13 protein-coding genes are annotated in these 18,583 nt (G+C 74.0%); 4 read left to right on the top strand and 9 right to left on the bottom strand.

The features are described 5' to 3' along the window. Nucleotides 1-5: 5 nt before the first annotated feature. From QQS16_RS15135 to pgfA, 6 genes are all read right to left on the bottom strand, one after another. Nucleotides 6-749, bottom strand: coding sequence for a class I SAM-dependent methyltransferase (locus QQS16_RS15135; protein WP_286062199.1), 744 nt, complete (start codon nt 747-749; stop codon nt 6-8). Beyond that, a complete protein-coding gene (locus tag QQS16_RS15130; protein ID WP_286062198.1) occupies nt 746-2,206 on the bottom strand; it encodes a condensation protein in 1,461 nt (486 codons plus the stop codon). The genes QQS16_RS15135 and QQS16_RS15130 overlap by 4 nt, the downstream gene beginning before the upstream one ends. After that, complete coding sequence (locus tag QQS16_RS15125; protein ID WP_286062197.1) at nt 2,203-6,429, bottom strand: DUF3367 domain-containing protein; 4,227 nt, start codon at nt 6,427-6,429, stop codon at nt 2,203-2,205. Before QQS16_RS15125 ends, QQS16_RS15130 begins: the two co-directional genes overlap by 4 nt. Then, complete coding sequence (locus QQS16_RS15120; RefSeq protein ID WP_286062196.1) at nt 6,426-7,151, bottom strand: class I SAM-dependent methyltransferase; 726 nt, start codon at nt 7,149-7,151, stop codon at nt 6,426-6,428. Before QQS16_RS15120 ends, QQS16_RS15125 begins: the two co-directional genes overlap by 4 nt. 104 nt (nt 7,152-7,255) lie before the next feature. After that, on the bottom strand, nt 7,256-8,446 hold the full coding sequence (locus QQS16_RS15115; protein ID WP_286062195.1) for a glycosyltransferase family 4 protein: 1,191 nt from the start codon (nt 8,444-8,446) through the stop codon (nt 7,256-7,258). 196 nt (nt 8,447-8,642) lie between these two features. Further along, nucleotides 8,643-9,629, bottom strand: coding sequence for a cell envelope lipid trafficking protein PgfA (pgfA, locus tag QQS16_RS15110; protein WP_286062194.1), 987 nt, complete (start codon nt 9,627-9,629; stop codon nt 8,643-8,645). Between the two features lie 177 nt (nt 9,630-9,806). Here pgfA and QQS16_RS15105 point away from each other — a divergent pair, with 177 nt between their 5' ends. After that, a complete protein-coding gene (locus tag QQS16_RS15105) occupies nt 9,807-9,959 on the top strand; it encodes a hypothetical protein (RefSeq protein ID WP_286062192.1) in 153 nt (50 codons plus the stop codon). Between the two features lie 3 nt (nt 9,960-9,962). Then, on the top strand, nt 9,963-11,225 hold the full coding sequence (locus QQS16_RS15100; RefSeq protein ID WP_286062191.1) for a PucR family transcriptional regulator: 1,263 nt from the start codon (nt 9,963-9,965) through the stop codon (nt 11,223-11,225). A 237-nt stretch (nt 11,226-11,462) separates the two neighbouring features. Here the strand turns inward: QQS16_RS15100 and QQS16_RS15095 are convergent, their stop codons facing one another. Further along, entirely contained in the window at nt 11,463-13,316 is a 1,854-nt protein-coding gene (locus QQS16_RS15095; protein WP_286062190.1) for a glycine-rich protein, read from the bottom strand. Between the two features lie 295 nt (nt 13,317-13,611). On the opposite strand from QQS16_RS15095, the gene QQS16_RS15090 reads away from it, so the two are divergent. Further along, nucleotides 13,612-14,385: an IclR family transcriptional regulator gene (locus QQS16_RS15090; protein ID WP_286062189.1), complete on the top strand. Its 774-nt coding sequence runs from the start codon at nt 13,612-13,614 to the stop codon at nt 14,383-14,385. Further along, nucleotides 14,382-15,230 carry an SMP-30/gluconolactonase/LRE family protein gene (locus QQS16_RS15085; protein WP_286062188.1) on the top strand — a complete coding sequence of 283 codons (849 nt, stop codon included), beginning with the start codon at nt 14,382-14,384 and terminating at the stop codon, nt 15,228-15,230. Before QQS16_RS15090 ends, QQS16_RS15085 begins: the two co-directional genes overlap by 4 nt. Nucleotides 15,231-15,704: 474 nt before the next feature. Here QQS16_RS15085 and QQS16_RS15080 read toward each other — a convergent pair whose 3' ends face one another. After that, nucleotides 15,705-17,099: an FAD-dependent oxidoreductase gene (locus tag QQS16_RS15080; protein WP_286062187.1), complete on the bottom strand. Its 1,395-nt coding sequence runs from the start codon at nt 17,097-17,099 to the stop codon at nt 15,705-15,707. 145 nt (nt 17,100-17,244) lie between these two features. Continuing rightward, entirely contained in the window at nt 17,245-18,507 is a 1,263-nt protein-coding gene (locus QQS16_RS15075) for an MAB_1171c family putative transporter (RefSeq protein ID WP_286066330.1), read from the bottom strand. Nucleotides 18,508-18,583 lie beyond the last annotated feature (76 nt).

Raw genomic sequence — 18,583 nt, 5'->3', positions numbered from 1 at the left:
GCCCCCTACGTCTTTCGCGCGTGCAGCAGCAGGATCGACGCGAGGGACGGGCTGGCGCAGGCCAGCCGGTCCAGTGGACGCAGCGGACGCGGCACGCCGTGGAACGGGGCACCTTCGAGGCGGACGACCTCGAAGCCGGCGGCGGCGACGAACTCCCGCAGGGCGCGCGGGGTGTAGAGCCGCAGATGACCGACGACCTCCTTTCCCGGCCTGCCGTGGATGGCCCGCAGACTGACCTCCGAGAACACCGGCTGGACCCCCGCCAGCAGCAGGGCGCGGTTGTACCAGGCGGCCAGGTTCGGGGTGGACAGCATGAGGTGGCCGCCCGGGCGCAGCACGCGGCGGATCTCGTCGAGCGCGGCGTCCGGGTCGACGAGATGCTCGATCACCTCGCTGAACAGCACGGCGTCGGCGGCCCCGGCGGCGAACGGGAGCCCGGCACCGGTGAGTTCGCCGCGGATCGGGCACGTCAGGTGGGCGCGGGCGCGCTTGAGGGCGTCCTGGGACCAGTCGACGCCGATGACGCGGTGGCCGGTCAGCAGGGGGGCGGCGGTGGCCGCGGCGGTGCCGTCGCCGCAGCCGATGTCGAGGACGGTGCGGGGGGTTCCGGTGCCGGTGGCCGGGCCGAGGGCGCCGGCCAGCATGCGGGCCTGGCGCAGCGAGCGGGAGGGGCCGGAGGCGACGGGGACGGCCGGGTTCTCGTAGAAGTCCCGCAGATCCTTGGGGGGTTGCTGTGCCGTGGTGGTCATGCGCCGACCTCCGTGGTGTGCAGGTAGTGCTCGAAGAGGTCGCGGAGGTGGGCTCCGTCGCCGTGGCCGAGCAGCGACCGTGACCAGCGCAGGGCCAGGTGGAGGCGGCCGGCGGTGGAGGCGGTGGTGACGGTCAGGCCGCGGGGCATCCGGGCGGGCGCGGAGAACCAGACGGCGTGCGCGCGGCCGGCCTCCTCGCCGAAGTCCAGCGGGTACGGGATGCGGCCGATGTTGCTGAGCAGGGTCGTCGACGTCCAGGGCGCGGCGGCCCTGCGCAGCCCCCGGGTGAGCGCGGCACGCCAGGCCACGGGGGTGACCGGGGCGGTGAGGAGGGAGGCGCCGTGGCCGAGCTGGGGGCGCGGGAGGGACTTGAGGGCGCGGGTGCGGGTCGCCGTGCGGTGCAGGAGCGCGTCCATCCCGGCGGTCGAGGCACCGCTCAACTCCTCCGGCGCGAACGGGACTTCGACGAGACGGGTGCCGTTGCCGATGGGCATCGTGCTGTCCCGCGGACGGTCGTCGACGGGCATGGTGATGCGCAGGGGGCGGGGGCGGGCGCCGTGCTCCCGGTTCCAGTGGGCGAGGGTCAGCGCCGTGGTGACCATGAGCTGGTCGTTCACGGTGTACGGGGAGCCCTTGGGACGGTGGGGGAGGGGCAGCTCGGTGACGAGCAGACCGTTGCCGGGGGAGGGCTCGGGGGCGCCCGGGGCCACGCGGGCCGGCCTGGCCCAGGTGGAGGGGGCGGGGGGCTGGTCCGGAGGGGGCTCCGGCGGACGTACCGGAGGGGTCGCGGGGGCGTTGTCCTTGCCGCCGTACAGCTCCGCGGCCGTGGCGAGGACGCGGAGGCAGGCGGGCCCGTCGAGGGCGGTGTGGTTGATGGTGAGGAACAGGACCGTGCCGGTGCCGCGGCCGGTGCGGGATGCCGTCCGCTGCGGCCCGGCGGCCGGCCCGGCGGTACGAGGGTCCGTGGCCACGGCGGACGCGGGGGCGCCGCCGGCCGCTGCGGGGGCGGACCCCGGCCCGGCGGTGCGGCCGCGCGTGGCCGGGCCGGCGACGCCGACTCCGTCGGTCGCCTCGCTGCCCTCCGCCCGGCCCGCCCCTTCCACCACCTCCACCCGGATCGGCGGCGACAGCGACAGCGGCGGTGTCCGCATCAGGGCCCGGGTCCGGGCGTCCCGCAGCGCGTCCCGCCCCGGTGCCGGGAAGCTCACCACCTCCACGTCCGGCTCCGCCGTCAGCTCCCACTCGTAGCGGCGGCGGTACCACGGCCCCGGCGCCTCCCGCATCAGCACGCGGGGATGCCGGTGCAGCGCCTCCGTGAACGCCTTGCGCAGGCGCCCCGGATCCAGGTGTCCCGGCAGGTGGACCTCGATGTGGACCGTCTCCGGTTCCTCCTCCTGGAGACAGTGCCGGGACACCTCGTCCACCACCGGGAACGGGATGCGCATGGGTGCGGTCATGTCGGTTCGGCCCTCCCCTTCTCGACCTGGACCGGCGGCAGTTGCTGGGTCGGCGCCTCGGACCGCACCGGTGGCTCACCCCGCGGTGGCGCGTCCACAGCCGGCTCACTCGGCTCGCGTACGCTCACCAGCGCCGCGAACAGGCCGATCAGCGCCAGCAGTTGGGCCGCCGGGCCGAATGCCCCCTGCTCCGCGCCGGTCGGTTCACCGGCCCCGGTCGCCGCCGCGATCCCCGCGCCCGCGAGGGCGGCGAAGGCGATCGGGACGAGGAGCGCGGGCCGCCGGTGTGCGAGGAACGCCAGCGCCGGGACCAGCAGCGCGAACCACCCGGCGATCACGATCCCCACCAGGGTGAGCGCGACCGTGCCGAGCCACAGGCCGGGCGGCGGCGGAAGCGGCTGGGGGTCGTCCGGGTTGGGGGCGGTACGGCGCCACAGGGCCAGCCCCAGCAGGGCGGCCAGCGCCACTCCGCTGCCGATCAGTCCGGCGTCGTACGTGGTCGCGGGCTCGTACGACAGCTTCACATCGCCGCCCGCGCCCGCCGGGATCCGCCAGCCCTGCTGCCAGCCGTCCAGCCGGACCGGCGTCAGCTCCTCGCCGTTCAGGGTGGCCCGCCAGCCCTCGTTGTAGTTCTCGTACGTCGTCACGTAGGACGCCGCCCCGGAGCCGACCGTCAGCTCCCGCCGGTCGCCCAGCCAGTCCCGTACCCGCAGGTCACGGGCGGCGGAGGCGGGCTCGGTCACCGTGCCGCGGGTCAGCGTGACATCGGTGAGCGCCAGGGGTCCGGCGTCCCCGCCCTCGACCCGGTGCGAGCCCGCCGCCAGCTCCAGCCGGGTGTCCTCGCCGTCCGGCCCGCAGAGGGTGACGTCCACCGGGCGCCGCTCGGTCAGGTCCCGGACCTGCCCCTCCACGCTCGTCCGGTACAGCTCCCCGTCCACCGCCACGACCGGTCCCTGGCCGCACGGCAGCGAGAAGGTCCGGGACGGCTCCGGCTGGGGCGTGCGGTAGGTGTCGAGGGCCGGGAGGTACGCCTCGGTGAGGCCGACCGGCAGTTGCAGGTCCTCGTCGGCGACCGGGTTGTGCAGGGTCATCGGGGCCGTCTTGGTGATCGTGATGTCCAGCCGGTCCGTGGTGATGGACGGGAAGCGGACCGCCCCGTTCTCGTCGACCGCGGCGATCGCGGCCCCGTCGGGCGAGCTGATGTCCACCTCGGTGGGACGGCTGGACAGTCCTCCCGCGCCGGCCAGGACGATCTCGTCGATCGGCTGTTTCCCGGTCCAGCTCAGGTGGATGGTCGGGCGGTCGCCCGCGATCCACGCCGTGGTCAGGTCGCCGTCGGTGAGGTTGCGCGCCGACAGGCCGGCGCCCAGCATCGCCGTGGAGTCGGCGGTCGCCGTGATGCGTTCGCGCTGGTCCGGCGCGACCTCGTACAGCATCCGGTCGAGCGCCTCACCGGCCACCGGGACCGCGCTCGCCTTCACCTCGTACGTCCCCGCCGCGGCCGTCGTGAAGCGGCGGTGCAGGCCCGCCTCCGTGCCCGTGGGGGAGAAGCCGGCCGGGTCGGCGGGCCGGTGCAGGGAGATGACCTCGGCGGTCGCGTCCGTGCCGTCGGCGTCCGTGGGCAGCCGGAGCAGCCGGGTCACCTGGACGTCCGGCAGGCCGATCTCCGCGAACCCGGCGCCCGCCAGACCCGCCCGCCGGGCCACCGAGTCGGTGATCGTCAGCTTCATCCAACCGGTCGCCCCGGCGGGCGCCTTGACGGTCTGCGTCGAGCCGTCGGGGCGCAGGAAGCTGCTCACCGATCCCCGCTCCGTCTCCACCCGCACCCGGGTCGGCGCGGATCGCACGCTCTCCTGCGGCAGCGGCGTGACCTTGAAGGACGACGGCATGTCGAACTCGTCGTCCGAGAAGGCGATCCGCAGCCACTGTCCGTCGGGAGAGCCCGCGGCGCCCTCCGTCCACGCGGTGTCCGGGTTGCCGTCGAAGGCGTTCACCGGGTCCAGCTGGGGCAGGTGGAACAGCCAGTTGCCGTACGAGGACGCGGTGACCGAGCGGGCGCCGCGCAGTTCGGCGACCGTCTGGTGGTCCAGGCCCGTCGTCGGCAGGATCTGGTGCGGCTTCTCGCCGGCGTCCTGGGCGGCACCGGACGCGTTGCGCTCGTCACGGGTGTAGGTGTACGACGTGTTCGCGTTGACCAGCCCGAAGCGGGTGTCCGCGCGGCGCAGGCCGTCACCGACGATCTGGAGCGGCGGGGTGCCGAGCCCGGGATGGTTGTCGCCGGTCAGCACGGTCGCCCGGCCGCGCAGCTCGCCCGCCAGCGGCAGCAGCGACTCCGGCCCGCCGGAGACCCGCGCGGTGTCGGCGACCGGTGTCAGCCCGGCCTGGCCGGGACGCGGCACCTCGGCACCGGCCGGACGGTAGATCTCCACCGCCCGCTGCCTCGCGTACAGACCCTCCACCTGGAGCGGGGTGTCGGGCTGGATCACGCCGCCGGTCATGAGCGGGCCGAGGCCCGTCACCCGCTCGTACCCGGACTGCTCCAGGGTCCGCTTCACCGTCGACGTCGGCACGTTGCCGATCTGGTCGGGGTCGAGGTCGTTGCGGACGACCACGTAGTAGACGCCCGCCCGGCTCAGGTAGTCGGCCAGGCCCGGGACCTCGCCGCCGGTCAGCAGCGCCTGCTCCACCGCGTCCATCGCGCGCCGGTTGCCGGGGGTGCCGAAGGGGACGTAGTCGCGCTGCGCCCAGCGGGAGTCGGCGAGCACGTCGAGGGGCTGGTCGATGGGGGAGCCCCAGGTGTAGACGCCGTGCGCGGTCGCCGGGACGACCAGGGCACGCGAGTCGGGGGAGTACTTCTCCAGCCAGTCGGCCGTGGACTGCCAGTACTTGGGGAGCGCCTGGAAGGAACCCGGGTTCAGGATCGAGCCGTTCAGGTACGGCCACAGCAGGCCGGGCAGGATCAGCACCGCCGCGATCAGCGGGGCGAACCGGCGGCCCCGGACCTGGCGGACCCCGCGCCGCTCGGCGGCCAGGCCCACCAGATGGGCGATGCCCAGCACCAGCGCGAGGGCGAGCCCCACCTGGAACTTGTAGATGTTGCGGAAGGGCGCCAGGCCGCCGTCCAGCCAGTCCTGCACCGCACCGTGGAAGGGGGCGCCGAACGGGCCGCCGTATCCGGCCAGCAGCACCAGCGTCGTCGTCAGCGCGGTCAGCACCAGCCAGCGGCGCTCCGGCATGTCCCGCCGGGCCAGCCCGGCGAGCCCGGTCCCGGCCGCCAGCGCCGAGCAGAGGATGACGACCACCGAGGAGGCGACCGTCCAGCCCGCCGGGATCCAGGCCTCCACCAGGTGCAGATAGGCGACCCAGTTACCGCCGCCGCGCAGGGCCTCCGTCGCCGACATCGTCTCGGTCGTCGTCTGCGAACTCTCCACGTACGGCAGGAAGTTCTCGCCGTAGGCGCCGAGCAGCAGCAGCGGGATCCACCACCAGGCCGTCGCCAGCAGGACGCCCGGTGCCCACCAGGCGATCAGCTTGCGCTGTCGGGGACCGGGTGGCCGCGAGAGCAGGTAGAGGCCGGCCGGGACCAGGGCGGCGAGGGTGGAGGTCGCGTTGACTCCGCCCATGAACGGCACCATCAGCACCGAGCGCAGGGCGGCGATCCGGGCGGTGTAGCGCTCGTCGGCCAGCGGCAGCAGCACCCAGGGCAGGAACGCGCCGGGCAGCGCCGCCGCCGACGTGGAGCCGATGACGATGGTGAACACCGGCCACAGGGCGTACGCGGCGGCGGCGAGCAGCCGGGACGCGCCGGTGCCGATGCGCAGCCGTTCGGCCAGCCGCAGCGCGCCCCAGAAGGCGACCGACACGATCAGCGACATCCACAGCCGCTCCACCAGCCACACCGGCAACTGCACCGCGTGGCCCAGCCAGTAGAACGGCAGCATCGGCCAGACATAGCCGACGTACTGGTCCGCGATACCGCCGAAGGAGCCCTGGTCGTGCCACAACTGGCCCAGGTCGGCCAGGAACCGGCCGGGGTCCGTGGTGACGCCGAGCTTGGTGTCGAAGGTCTGGCGGCCCGGCCGCACCGCCAGGAACAGCACGAACACCACGGCCCAGAACCCCAGCAGCCAGCGCCGTGACCTCGGGCCCTCGGGCGGGCCCGACATGATCGCGGTGGTGGGAACGGCTGCCGGAGGAGGAGCCTGGACCGTGGACGTCGTCATCGTGAAGACCGCCGGAGGATGAGGAGAAGGTTCCAGGTGGCCACCTCGCGGATCCCGGGTGCTCTGACGACGGTCTCCGCGAGGAAGGGCCAGTAGCGGGAACGCGCCGAGACGACCTGGACGTCGTCACGGGCGCGCACCTGCCGCAGGGTCGGGCCGATGTGCACGGCGAACAGGTTCTCGCCGAGAGTGTGCTTGGCGGCCTTTCCGGTACGGCGCCGATAGCGGGCGCGAGCCCGTTCGGCGCCCAGGTAGTGCCAGGGCGCCCACTCGTGACCGCCCCACGGGGACAGCCAGTTGGTGAACGACAGGTAGATGAGGCCGCCCGGCCGGGTCACCCGCACCAGCTCGCTGATGAAGGTCTGCGGATCGGCCACGTGCTCCAGCACGTTGGAGGAGAAGGTGACGTCCGCGATCCCGTCGTACAGCGGCAGCAGGTAGCCGTCGGCGATCACGGTCCCCTCGGGGGGCTTGTCGCCCAGCTCGCCCGCGTCCGGTTCGAAGAGGTGGGCGTGGGCGCCGCGGCGGCGGAACTCCTCGGTGAAGTGGCCGCTGCCGCCGCCGACGTCCACCACCGTACGGCCCGACACCGGACCGTCGTAGGCCTCGACCTGGTCGACGGCGTCCCGGGCGAGCAGTGAGTAGCAGGCGTCCGGGTCGTCCTGCTCGTGCAGGAAGGCGCGGAAGAGGGCGAGGGAGCGCCGGAAAGAGGGGTCCTTCATCCCCCCTTGCGCCGGGGCGCCCCGAAAGGGACGCGGGGAACGGCGCGACCAGCCGCGAACGACCGGCACGCGCGAGACGGGTTTCCCCGCACGGCGACCAGGTGTCACGGCTCCCAACCCCGTACCGCTTCCGCGGCCACCGCCCGGAACTGCCGCACCGTCTGGTCCCAGCGGTAGCGTGCCGCCCGGTCGCGGGCCGCCTTGCCCATCAGTTCCCTGCGGTGTCCCGACAGGGCGAGCGTGCACCAGGCCGCCGCGAAGGACGACTCACCGGCCGCGAGGACGCCGGTCTCTCCGTCCACGACCGAATCGCGCAGGCCGGGGACGTCGAAGGCGATCGACGGGGTCTCGCGCGCGGCGGCCTCGGTGACCACCAGGCCCCAGCCCTCCACCGCGGAGGGATGCACCAGCAGCCAGGCCGCGCACAGCAGGCGGTGCTTTTCCGCCTCGGACACATGACCGGTGAACTCCACGCCGGGACCGGCGAGTTGCTCCAGCCGCGCACGTTCGGGTCCGTCACCGACGATCAGCAGCCGGCCGCCGGTGACCGGGCGCACCCGTTCCCACAGCCGCAGCAGCAGATCGATCCGCTTGTACTCGACGAGCCGGCCCACCGCGACGAACAGGGGCTCGGGCGAACGGTCGGCGCGCGGACCCGGCTCCTCCACCCCGTTGTGCACGACCCGGATGCGGTCGCGTTCGACGCCGATCGCGCGCAGGGCATGGGCGGTGGAGGGGGAGACGGCGACCAGCAGGCCCCGGTGCTGGGCGGCACCGGCCAGCGCCCAGTGTTCGAGCCTCCGGCCGATCCGGGCGGCCGGCGTCAAAGGCCCGCCGAACCGCATCTTCCACAGGTCCGTGTGGACGTGGTTGACCAGGCACAGCGTGGGGCCGCGGTGCCACAGGGGTGCCAGGTACGGCATCCCGTTGCAGACCTCGACCAGCAGGTCGCAGTCGCCGACCTGACGGGCGAAGGCCGACCGGGCGCGCAGGTAGTGGCCGAACTCACCGCCCGCCGACACGACCCGGTAGTCCCGGTAGGAGGCAGGCCCTCCGCACAGCAGGGTCACCTGGTGACCGAGCCGGGTCAGTCCGTCGGCGAGGCGGTCGACCAGCAGCTCGGAGCCGCCGGCGGCCGGGTTGTCCAGATCTCGATGGGCGAGGAAGACGATACGGCGCGGAGGTGGGGGGAGCGCCGAGGGGTGCTGTGACGCCCGGGGGACCGGGACGCCAGGGGAGTCCCCCTGCTCGGACGTGGCCGAGCACGGGGGAGAGGACGGTACGTGCTGGGGCATGGGTGCTCCAACTCGTCTCAGGGTGCGGAACTGAGCGTGGGGGATGAGGGTTTGTTCCTGTGGGGTGTTCCAGGGGTTCCTGCGAGGTGGGTGTGGACGGTCTGTGTTCGGGTGGGGTGGACAGTTTTCGCCCACCCGTTCGTCACGGCTACTCACCGAGGTGACAATTTCCGGCTTTGTTAGAGCTGACGTCACGTCACATCGTGACCGGAACCCGGGAGGTATCGGGAGCTTGCGGGGATTCGGGGCGCTGACGTCCCCGGGCCACCAAAACGCCTCCCAGGACCGCCAGGACGAATCCGGCCACGGCCGCGCCGATCGGCAAGGTCCTGCCCACCGCGCGCAGTTGGCCGCTGTCCCGGTCGGCCTGCCGCACCGCCTCCTTCTGCGTGTCGGTGGTGAAGGCGATCTTCCGGCTGTCCAGCAGCACCACCGCGTCCTGCTTCTCGCCGGGCGCCCGCAGGGTGCGCTTGGGGCCCGTCTGCGCGTAGATCACCCGGCCGGTGGCCTGGTCGACGACCAGCTCGATGCCGTGGTTGGAGTACCACTCCTCGGCCAGCACCTGCGGCCGTCCGGGCTGGTCGACGATGGCGCCCGGCACCAGCCGGGTGCCCACCTTCGACGGCGGCACAGAGCCGGTGAACCGGTAACCCGTGTACCCCTGGACCTTCTCGGTACCCCGGTAGCGCATGGTGACCGTGGATCCCAGGGAGTTGTCCCACCACTGGTAGGAGCGTTTCTGCACGTCGAACGGGAACTTCAGATAGGCCTCGCCCTCGATGTACGGCTTCTCCCCGCAGCAGTGCACGGGCTTTGTGGTCCTGCGGTCCATCACCCAGCGGTGCGGGATGAATTCCAGCGCGTCGTGCGGGTCCGCGGCGGGCAGCGACTTGTCGGTGTCGACCGTGGTCGTCACGTCCCACACGGCGTTGCCGCTGCGTTCGCTGTCCGCCACGTTCGCCCGGACCCGTTGGGTCACGGTGATCCGCTGGTCAGGCACGGTTTCCAGCTCTTCGGTGTCGAAGACGCCGCCCGTGCCGCGGTAGACGGCGGTGGTGTCGATGTCGATCGGGTTCACGGCCGCCCGTGGCTGCACGTACCACGCGAGCAAGGGCGCCAGTACCAGCAAAAACGTGCCGAGACCCAGCAGAATCAGGGAAAGTGGTGAGGCTGTACGGCGCATCCGGGCCACTCCAGGGGCGTGAGATGACGGAGTTCGGGCCGCTCTATGGGCCGAGGACCGTAGGCGCCCCTTGACGGAGTGTCAATGTCTTGTCGACACTGGGGCCCACAGGCAGGGTGGGACGGCGGGTGGGTACGACGTCCGGATGCTTGGCCGGACAGAGAGGCTGACCCTGCCATGCCCAGACTGCTCGCCGCCACACTCACCGTCGTGCTCGCCGCCGCCCTCGCCGTGGGCGCCGCGCTCGGCGTCGTCGCGCTGCTCGAGGTCACGCCCGACCAGCCGAACACACCTATGATCACGTACGAGCAAGCAGGTCAGGGGAGTTGACCCGTGCCCGCTCGTCCGGCAACCGTCACGTCCCGCTCGGCCTGGCACGACGTCCCCCGGCTCCAGGTGCGCCGGTTCGCGGCGATCGCGATGGCCGAGGCGCCCGAACTCGCCGAAGAGATCATGCGGGAGATCCGCCGCGAGTACCCGCATCTGCCCGTCGTCCTGGACGAGTCGGGCGAGCCCATGGCCCTGATCGGCATCCGCCGCGCCATCGAGGTCTTCGTCCAGCACCTGGAGAACTCCGACTACTCGGCGGGTCGCCCGACCGTACCGCCCGGCGTCTTCCAGGAGTTCGGCCGGGGCGAGGGCCTCAACGGCCGCAGCCTGGACTCCCTACAGGCGATCTACCGCATGGGCGTACGGCTGGCCTGGCGCCGCTTCGCCGATATCGGCCAGCGTGTGGAGATCCCGCCGCCGGCGATGTACGAGCTGGTGGACGCGGGCTACGAGTACCTGGACGGACTGGTCGACCAGTCGGTGCGCGGCTACGCCGAGGCGGCCGCCCGCCAGGCCGGTGAACGACTGCGCCTGCAGAGCCGCCTGATGGAACTGCTGCTCGCCGAACACCACCGGGGCGACCCGGCCGACGCGCTCACCGAACGCGCCGCCCGGATCGGCTGGCCGCTGCCCGAGAACGTCGCGGTGGGCGTGCTGCTGCGCCCGGCACGAGAGGCGGTGGCGCCCGCGGTCGGGCAGGGGGTGCTGCTCGACATGGAGTACGAGCAGCCCCGGATGGTCGTGCCCGAACCCGACGCGGCCGGCCGCCCCGAGCTGCTGCACCGCGCCCTGACGGGCTGGGCCGGGGCGATCGGCCCGCCGGTCCCGCTCGCGCAGGCCGCGAAGTCGCTGCGCTGGGCGGAGGCGGCGGTACGGCTGATGGAGCGGGGGCTGCTTCCGGCGGGCGAGGTCCTGTACTGCACCGAGCACACCGAGGCGCTCGTCCTGCTCCAGCCCGAGGAGCTGATCGACGACCTCGCCCTGCGCGTGCTGGCCCCCCTGGCCCACTGCGGCCCCACGCACGGCCGCAGACTGGCGGAGACGCTCCTGGCGTGGCTGGAGACCCGGGGCGGGGCACCGGAGGTGGCGGCGCGTCTGGGCGTCCACCCGCAGACGGTGCGGTACCGCCTGCGCCAGATCCGTGAACTGTGGGGCGCCGAGATCGACGACCCGGACCGCCGCTTCGAACTCGAACTGGTGCTCCGGGCCCAGCGGTTGCGCGGCACCCTGGGCGAGCCGCGGCGCCGCGGACGGGGGCGCGCCTGAGCCGCCCCCGCCGCGGATCACCGCCGCACGGCCCGTGCGCGCCGGGTCGGGGCTGCCCCGGGGCGGGGCCCGGGCGCCGGGTCAGGGCCGCCGGGGGAGCGCCGGGCAGGAAAGCCCTCCCGGGGGCGGACGCCCGGAACCGAGGGAGCCCTCCGGAACCGAGGGAGCCCCCCCAACGGGAGGGCTCCCCGTCGGTCGAGCAGCAGCCGGGGCCGGGCAAGCCCCGGTGCCAACCCGTCAGCGGCGGTTCTGGGGCCCGTGCCCGCGTCGCGGTGAGAAGCGGAGCGCCACGGCGCCCAGGGCGGTGAGGGACACCGCCGCGCCCAGCAGCAGGCCGATGCCGTTCGCGCCGGTGGAGGCCAGTCCGCCACTGGTGAGCTGTGACGTGGTGTCGTCGCCTGAGCCGCCGGTGCCGGAACCGTCGCCGTCCCCGGTGCCGCCCGTGCCGCCCGTGCCGCCGTCGGCGGAGCCGGTCGGGCTGGGGGTGGGTGTGGGGCTGGGCGACTCGGACGGGTCGGTCCCGGCCTTCTCGACGACCTCGACGGTGAACGTGGTGGACGCGCCGCCGCCGACCTTCGCGGTGATCGTGTACGTGCCGGGCTCCGTGCCGGCGACCAGCTCGCGCGAGGCGGCCAGGCCCTCGGCGTCCGCCGTCGCCCGGACGCCCACGGCGGTGCCCTCGAACCGGGGACCGTTCCAGGTGTCGTCCTCGACGCGGTAGTCCACCTGCGCGCCGGCGGCGGGCCTGCCGTCGTCGGTCACCAGGACCTGGAGCGGCTCGGGGAAGGGCCGGCCGGGCTCGGCCTGCTGCGCGTCACCGCCGGCGATCTCCACCTGGTTCGCCAGGTTCTTCACGTGCACGGTGAAGGTCGTGGCGAGACCGCCCGGTGCCGTCGCCCGGACGGTGAAGTCGCCCTTCTTGCCGCCGGTGTAGATGACCGGCGTCTCCACGCGGCCCTGGGCGTCGCTCGCCAGCACCACGGACGTGGTGTTCTCGCGCTCGCCGAAGTTCAGGCCCAGCTTCTGCGGGTCGTCGATGGCGAACTTCACCGAGACGCCCCGGACCGGCTTGCCGTCCTTGTCCCGGACCACCGCGGCCATCGGCGGGACCTCGTACCCCGGCTCGACGGACTGCTCCGGGGCGGTGGCCGGGCTCAGCTCCGCGGGCGCGACCGGACCCTTCCACTGGATGACCACGCGGCCGTTGCCGCCGATGAGGTTGCGGCCGCCCTCGGCGATCCCCTCGGTCTCCGGCTCGGGGATCTTCGACCAGAACGGGTCGTCCTTGGCGGGCGGCGTGCTGCGCACACCGCTCTCCAGCCGTGCGTCGGTCACCCGGGCGGGGTCGGCGTAGCCGGTGCCGCCTCCGCCGCTGCCGCTGCCACTGCCCTTCGGGTCGTCCGTGCCCGCGCCACCGCCGCCGCCCGCGTAACCGGCACCGCCGCCGCCACCGCCGGAACCGCCCTTGCCGCCGTCACCGCCGCGGCCGCCCGCGGCGGCGTCGGCTCCCGCCGCGCCGTTGCCGGTCGCCGCGCCGCCGGTGTTCTTGTCGGCGCCCTTGCCGCCGGAGGCCGGCTCGGAGCCGTCCTGCCCCTTCTCGCCGCCCGCGGCACCGCCGTAACCCGGTCCCGGCCAGATGCTGCCGGAGCCGCCTCCGCCGCCGGCGACGACCAGCGCCTCGCCGCCGCCGGTGCGGATGGCGGTGCTGTTGCCGCCACGCTCGCCCCAGCCGCCGCCGCCGGCACCGCCCAGCGCGTCGCCGAAGGAGTCTCCGTAGGAGTACCCGCCGACCGCGACGGACAGCGCCTCACCGGGCGTGACCTTCAGCGTGCCCGCGGTGTATCCGCCCGCGCCGCCGCTCGCGCTGTGCCCGCCCGAGCCGCCCTGCCCCCAAGCCCGCACATCCAGCGAGTTCACGCCGGACGGGACCGGGAAGCTCTCCTTGTCGCCGGTGAAGTCGTACAGCCGGCAGCCCGTGAAGCCCGCCGTCGGCACACACGCCTGACCGGTCACCGCGGTGTCGGCCGCCGCGGCCGGCACCGCGGCCCAGCCGCCCCCGGCGCCCAGCGCCACGAGAGCGACGGTCGCCATGCCCCGTCTCCGGCGGACACGGCGCAACTCTGGTAAGTCCCGCTTCATCAACCACTCCATACTCGGGCAGCTCCCCCAAGGAGCCCACGAAGGCGATCGGAAGATCATCACCATTTCTTCACGGGTAAGACCCCGGAGCGGAGAAAAGGTTGTACCGGCGGGACGCGGGCGACGGAAGTGACGGTGCGCGGCCATTGCCCGGGCAAAGCTCTATGACTAGCCTGTGTTCGTCATGCCGATCGTCTGTTGAAATCTCGAACGCAGACACCTGAGACACAAAGGGAGGGGGCCGGTCATGGGACGCCTTGTACCTGCGGTGACCCGGGCTCTCGACATTCTTGAGCTCTTCCTCGACGGGGACGGGACACTCTCCGCTCCCGACATCGTGCGCCGGCTGCAACTGCCGCGCACCACCGTGCACGAACTGGTCACCACGCTCGCCGCCCGGTCGTACATCGTGCAGGTGCCCGGCCAGCCGGGACGCTACCGGCTCGGAGTACGCCCGTACCAGCTCGGGAGCCGGTACGCCGAGCAGCTCGACCTCGCCGCCGAGGGCCAGCAGGTCGCCCGCTCGGTCGCCGAGACCTGCGACGAGACCGTGCACGTGGCCATCCTGGAGGGCACCGACGTCATCTACATCGCCAAGGTGGACTCCACGCACGCCGTGCGCATGGTGTCGGCGGCCGGGCGACGGCTGCCCGCCCACTGCACCTCCGTGGGGAAGATGCTGCTGGCCTCCCTCCCCGATCACGAGCTGTCCGCCCGGGTCCCGGACGACGCCGACCTGGTCGCCATGACGCCCAACAGCATCACCGACCCGGACGCCCTGCGCGAGGCCCTGGCCGAGATCCGGCAGCGCGGTCTCGCCGTGGAGAGCCGCGAGTCCAACCCGGACGTCTCCTGCGTGGCCGCGCCCGTGCAGGACCGCACCGGCCGGGTCGTCGCCGCGCTGTCCATCTCCGTGCCGATGATCCGCTGGAGCGACGAGCGCCGCATCGAGCTGGAGCAGCTCGCCGTGAAGGGCGCCGCCCAGCTGTCGGAGCGCCTCGGCCACCGGAGCGTGGCATGACGCACTCCTACGAGGTGGCGGTACGCGCCGAGGCGACCCTCGGCGAGGGCCCGACCTGGGACCCGGCGACGGGCCGCCTGATCTGGATCGACATCCTCGGCTGCCGGATCCACACCTACGACCCGGTCTCCGGCCGTCGTACCTCCCGCACGACCGAGCAGCACGTCGGCGCGGTCAAGCCGCGCGCGGGCGGCGGTCTCGTCCTGAACCTGCGCGACGGCGTCGGCCTCGTCGATCCCGACGACACCTTCCGCTGGCTGCACCACGAGCCGGTCCCCGGCCGCCGCGCCAACGACGCCGCCGTCGCCGCCGACGGCTCCCTGTGGGCCGGCACCATGCGCTACGACGAGGCCCCCGGCGGCGGCACGCTCTCCCGGATCACCGGCGACGGCACGGTGGAGGTCGTCCTCGACGACGTGGCGGTCAGCAACGGCACGGGCTGGAGCCCCGACGGCCGGCTGATGTACTACGTCGACTCGCCGACCCGCCGCGTGGACGTGTTCGACTTCGTGGACGGGCGGGTCCGTGACAGGCGCCCGCTGGTGGAGATCGAGGACGGCGCGGGCTTCCCCGACGGCCTCACGGTCGACGCCGACGGCTGCGTGTGGGTGGCCCTGTGGGACGGCGCCGCGGTACGCCGCTACACGCCCGGCGGCGAGCTGGACCGGGTGATCGAGCTGCCCTCCCCCCGGGTCACGGCCTGCGCCTTCGGCGGCACGGACCTGACCGACCTGTACATCACGACCGCACGCGTCGGCCTCACGGCACCGCACCCGGCGGCGGGGTCACTGCTGGTGGTGCCCGACGCCGGGAAGGGCCTGCCCCAACCGGCCTTCGCAGGCTGAGGCACGCCGGCCTGCGGGCGGCCGGGGCACCGGGCTGGCCGGGACCACCGGGCCACCGGGCCACCGGGAAAGTTGGGCCATCGGGACAGCCAGGCCACTGGGGCGGCCGGGCCGCCGGGACCGGCAGGCCACCGGGACCGCCAGAGTGCCGGGGTCGGCCGGGCTGCCGGGCCACCGGGGCCGCCGGGGCACACCGGGGCTGCGGGACACCGGGCCGCTGGGGCCACCGGGTCACCGGAGCACCGGGGCCACCGGAACGGCCGGGCCGCCGGGACCACCGGGCCGCCGGGACCGGCAGGCCACCGGGACCGCCAGAGTGCCGTGGTCGGCCGGGCTGCCGGGCCACTAGAGCGGCCGGGGTACGGGGCGGCCGGGACACCGGGCCGCTGGGACGGCCGGAGCACCGGGACACCGAGCCACTGGGGCCGCCGGGACAGTCGGGACACCGGGGCGGCGAGGGTCGGCTCAGGGGGGTCAGGGCAGGCCGGCGGCCTTCAGCTCCTGGGCTGTCAGCGGGGGAGCCGTCAACGCCGGCTTGAGCGGACCGGCCGCCGCCGCCAGCAGCACCCCCGGCGCCAGCAGCACCCGCGCCTCCCGCTCCAGCGACATCACGTCGGTCACCGTCCGGGCGACCCGGCCGTTCCCCGTCGCGGTGTGGGTCAGCCGGTCGACGTACGCCGCAGCGAGCCGGTCCCGCCGCGTGGGCCCGTGCTCCGTCGCTCCCGGGTAGAACACGTCCTGTCCGATCGCGAGGTCCCAGGCCGGCCCGACCGGCCGGGCGACGGCCTTCTGGACACGGCGGGACAGTCCCGGCGAACCCCAGCCGTGCCGCCGTACCACGTCCCGCAGGGCCACCGCGCTCAGCGCCGCGACCGACATGCCGTGCCCGTAGACCGGGTTGAACGCGGCGAGCGCGTCACCGAGGACGGCGAAGTTGTCCGGCCACACCCGCATCCCCTCGTAGAAGTGGCGGCGGTTGGCGGTCGTACGGGTGAAGGCCACGTCGGTGAGCGGCTCCGCCCGGTCGATCAGGTCGGCGACGATCGGATGGCGCAGCTCGTGCCGGGCGTAGCGGTCGAAGTCCCCGGTGTCGGGGCTCGGTTCGCCGCCGCGGGTGCCGAGGAGGGTGACGAGCCACTGCCCGTTCTCGACGGGCATCAGGACACCGCCCCGCCCGGGCCCGCCGGAGCGCGGGTCCGCCATGACGTTGACGACGGGGAAGCCGTCCCGGGCCGCCTCGGGCGCGCGGTAGAGCCGGCTCGCGTAGGCCAGGCCCGAGTCGACGTCCCGCCGCCGGGGCGCGGGCAGTCCGAGCGCCGTGAGCCACCGCACCGCGCGGGAGCCGCGTCCGGTGGCGTCGACGACCAGGTCGGCGCGCAGGGTGGTCTCGGTGTGGCCGTGCGCCCGGAGCCGGACCCCGGTGACCGCCGCGCCGGTGCCGTCGAGCCCCAGCACCTCGGCGCGGTCGACCAGCTCGACGCGGTCGTCCTCCAGCACCTGCGCGCGCACGGTCGCGTCCAGCAGGTCCCGGCCGCTCAGCAGCATGAAGTGGGACTCCGCCCAGCGCCGGTACCAGCCCTTCGGGGACAGCACCACCATGTCCGTGGTGACCGGCAGCCGGTGCGCGCCCGCCTCCCGCAGCCGGTCGGTGACGCCCGGCAGCAGCTCCTCCAGGGCGTGCGCACCGCCCGACCACAGCTGGTGGACGTGGCGGGCCTGGGGCAGCCCCTTGCGCGGCACCGGGCCGGCCGGCAGCGCGTCACGCTCGACCACGGTGACGTGGTCGGCGACGGTGGCCAGGGCGCGGGCGGCGAGCATGCCGGCGTGGGAACCGCCGAGGACGACGGCGGAGGTGGGGCGTTCACTCATGGACGGGCACGCTCTCTGCTGCGACGACTGATCTAGCGGCACGCTCCGTGCCGGGCTCACTCACGCACCGGCACGCTCACTGCACTCACTCAGGTGCACTCACTCATGCGCACCCGCTCATGTGCGCTCACTCGTGCGCACCCGCTCATGTGCGCTCACTCGTGCGCGCCCCCTCGGGGACCGGCGCGCTCGGCGCGGGGGCCGCCGTTCCCGCGCGTACCGCCGCCAGGTCGTCGGGGTGGCGCAGGGCCCGGGAGACCGCCCCGATCTCCTGGAGCAGGTCCGTGGTGTCGGGGTGGCCGGTGCCGGCGCTGTCCGGTGCGCGCCGCTTGGCCTCGACGGCGTCCTGGATGGTCACGGCCGCGGCGAGCGCCTTCGCACGGCCGGGCTCGAAGCCGAGGGCGAGCGCGGTGTCGTGGGCCCGTCGCCGCCGGCCCTCGTCGATGTGCCGGGCCAGCGGGAGCAGGACGTCGCGGATGAAGGTCTCCCGGCGGATCAGGCGCAGCTCCGGGGTGGCGCGCAGGACGACGGGGACGCCGCCGCCGTTGACGCCCCGCATCAGCACGTACAGGGGCCGCAGTTCACGGTGGGCGAGCCGGACCCGCCAGCGGTCGTGGAGGTACTGGCCGGCGTGCGGGAGGATGAAGCCGACCGCGATCAGGATGGCCGACAGGCAGGCGACCGCCGGTGCCAGGTGCGTGCTCAGCCAGTCCAGGTCGTGGCCGGTCCACCGGGCCACGACGGCGGTGAGCTTGGCGGCGTCGAATCCGAGGTTCATCGCGTAGCCGACGCCCAGCAGCTTCAGGCCCCAGCGCAGCCAGGCGTCCAGTCCGTCGGTGCGGACCCAGTTCCAGACCAGCCAGGACGTGATGAGGACCGCCACGGTGTGCGCGAGCAGGTAGAGCAGGATCTCCTCGCGCATGAACGGCGTGGTCGCGTAGTAGGTGTCGACGTCCCGCAGCCGTTCGACCGGCGCGTCCGCCAGGGCGAACAGCACCCACAGCGCCACGATCACGCCGGAGTAGACGGCGACGACCCAGCGCATCGCGCGGCGGGTGGCGGCAGACCGGTCGGTCAGGCCGTTGCGCCAGGCGATGATCAGCAGCAGGCAGGACGCGCAGAACGCGGTGAGGAGCGAGTAGCACCAGGGCACGGAGATGTTCGGTACGCCCGTGACGCGGTTGGTCCAGGCGATGGTGGACGGCGCCACGAACACGAACACGGCGCAGGCGAGCAGCAGCAGCCCGCCGACCGCGCGCAGCAGCGGGTCCCGCCACAGCCGGATGATGGTGGGCAGCTTGATCGCCAGGGCGGCGGTCAGGACGGCGGCCGGAATCCAGAACGGGATGGAGAACGCGCTGAGGACGTCGGCGGGATCCGTCGCCAGCCGTGGGCGCCCGGGTTCCATGGCCAGCCGCAGGGGCAGCGGCACGGCGTCCAGGGCCGGTGGTGGGGGCACGGCGTCCAGGGCCGGTCGTAACGGC

The organism is Streptomyces sp. ALI-76-A (assembly GCF_030287445.1).
In the GTDB taxonomy this organism is placed as follows: Bacteria; Actinomycetota; Actinomycetes; order Streptomycetales; family Streptomycetaceae; genus Streptomyces.
The sequence above is the reverse complement of the archived record's forward strand: the minus strand, read 5'-3'. Positions and strand labels throughout refer to the sequence as shown.

Excerpts from the sequence above, each read along its gene's own strand:
- QQS16_RS15085 (WP_286062188.1), top strand. The coding sequence starts at position 14,382 with ATGACGCACTCCTACGAGGTGGCGGTACGCGCCGAGGCGACCCTCGGC.
- QQS16_RS15090 (WP_286062189.1), top strand. The coding sequence starts at position 13,612 with ATGGGACGCCTTGTACCTGCGGTGACCCGGGCTCTCGACATTCTTGAG.
- pgfA (WP_286062194.1), bottom strand. The coding sequence starts at position 9,629 with ATGCGCCGTACAGCCTCACCACTTTCCCTGATTCTGCTGGGTCTCGGC.
- QQS16_RS15075 (WP_286066330.1), bottom strand. The coding sequence starts at position 18,507 with ATGGAACCCGGGCGCCCACGGCTGGCGACGGATCCCGCCGACGTCCTC.
- QQS16_RS15125 (WP_286062197.1), bottom strand. The coding sequence starts at position 6,429 with ATGACGACGTCCACGGTCCAGGCTCCTCCTCCGGCAGCCGTTCCCACC.
- QQS16_RS15095 (WP_286062190.1), bottom strand. The coding sequence starts at position 13,316 with ATGGCGACCGTCGCTCTCGTGGCGCTGGGCGCCGGGGGCGGCTGGGCC.
- QQS16_RS15120 (WP_286062196.1), bottom strand. The coding sequence starts at position 7,151 with ATGAAGGACCCCTCTTTCCGGCGCTCCCTCGCCCTCTTCCGCGCCTTC.
- QQS16_RS15115 (WP_286062195.1), bottom strand. The coding sequence starts at position 8,446 with ATGCCCCAGCACGTACCGTCCTCTCCCCCGTGCTCGGCCACGTCCGAG.
- QQS16_RS15130 (WP_286062198.1), bottom strand. The coding sequence starts at position 2,206 with ATGACCGCACCCATGCGCATCCCGTTCCCGGTGGTGGACGAGGTGTCC.
- QQS16_RS15080 (WP_286062187.1), bottom strand. The coding sequence starts at position 17,099 with ATGAGTGAACGCCCCACCTCCGCCGTCGTCCTCGGCGGTTCCCACGCC.
- QQS16_RS15105 (WP_286062192.1), top strand. The coding sequence starts at position 9,807 with ATGCCCAGACTGCTCGCCGCCACACTCACCGTCGTGCTCGCCGCCGCC.
- QQS16_RS15135 (WP_286062199.1), bottom strand. The coding sequence starts at position 749 with ATGACCACCACGGCACAGCAACCCCCCAAGGATCTGCGGGACTTCTAC.